Genomic DNA, 1354 nt, shown 5'->3' with positions numbered 1-1354 from the left:
TATCTCCTTAGATTAATGTTTTGGTCGACTTAATTTTACTAGGAAATATGTCCATTTTCTATAATTGAAAAATCATAATTTACACAAAATATTTTACACTATCTGAACGGAATATCATTGTAGTTTTTCAATATAAAACATATCATATAAGCGTGAAAAATCGACATCTGTAAAGATTATCATTTTTATGATAAATGTCCTTTGAAATTAAAAAAAATCGAGAAAATGATTTTTTGAGTGTACAATTCTATGTTAAACTTGTTTTATAATAGATAAATCTATTTAATAGAATTATATGTTTAGATAAAAGTGGGTGGAAAAATGTTATTTGATGAGAGAGATTTGAGAGTGTTTGATAATTCTGATTCAGCAAATTATTTTAAAGAAATAGTTCAATCGTATTATAGCCAGAATTACCGAGCTGCAATTGTATTGCTATATTCTTTTGTTATTTATGATTTATTTATAAAGTTACAAGATATGGCTAATGAGGGAGATAGTAAAGCACAGTCTAAACTATCTGAAATAAATAACCTGATTAAAAATGATGAAAGATATTCAAAAATTGAAAATGAAATAATACAATTCTTTAAAGATAACTGTAATCTTTATTTTGGAAAATTTATCGAAGATATAGAATATTTGAAAGATTGTAGAAATAAGTGTGTTCATTTAAAGGTGAATGATAACACTTTGTATGTTCCTAATGATTATCATGCGAGAATGTTGATTTGCTCAATGTATGATAATGTATTTTCAGTAAAAGCACCATTTATAATGGATTTGTTTAAAATTGCTGAAAAAGATGTTGAAATATATAATAAAAAAATCAATTGTATTTCGTATAGTGATCTTGATGAGTCTATTAAAACTGAAATCACTAATAAGTATCTAATTAGGATGACATACGAGTCTATGAAAAACTCTTATAGAACATTTATTAAATTATTATTAGTTTCAGATGAGCAACAGTGCATTGAAAACCTTTGTGGTTTGTATGCATTCACTTATGCAATGACAGATTATATTTTAAGAAGTGGTAATAGTACATTATTTAATGAAGAGAATATCTCCGATATGTTTTTGGAAATTAAAGTTCAATCATTAGAGGATAATTCAGAAAGAAAAAAAGCTTTATTTATGTTAATACAGAAGTTCCCTTGTATATTGGATTCTGTTAGATATAATAAAGATGTGTTTGAATATATGAGGCATTCGGTTCTATCTGAAACTCAAGGATTGAGGTTTTATAAGTTATTCTATCCGAATGAAAAAGAAATTTGAATACCCATAATCTACAGGTAACGATTTAAGAGAAGTGTGGAGCAGAAATATTCAGGATATAGACTATTTG

The 1354-nt window shown here is 25.7% G+C and carries 1 protein-coding gene; it reads left to right on the top strand.

Translation table 11 applies throughout. The features are described 5' to 3' along the window. Positions 1-321 precede the first annotated feature (321 nt). Positions 322-1284 carry a hypothetical protein gene (locus ABUA27_RS12645; protein WP_349820861.1) on the top strand — a complete coding sequence of 321 codons (963 nt, stop codon included), beginning with the start codon at positions 322-324 and terminating at the stop codon, positions 1282-1284. The last annotated feature ends 70 nt before the right edge of the window (positions 1285-1354 follow it).

It is taken from the genome of Catenibacterium sp. RTP21428st1_D7_RTP21428_210409 (genome assembly GCF_040227455.1).
Classification (GTDB): Bacteria; Bacillota_I; Bacilli_A; order Erysipelotrichales; family Coprobacillaceae; genus Catenibacterium; species Catenibacterium mitsuoka_A.
This window is presented reverse-complemented; position numbering and strand designations above follow the sequence as displayed.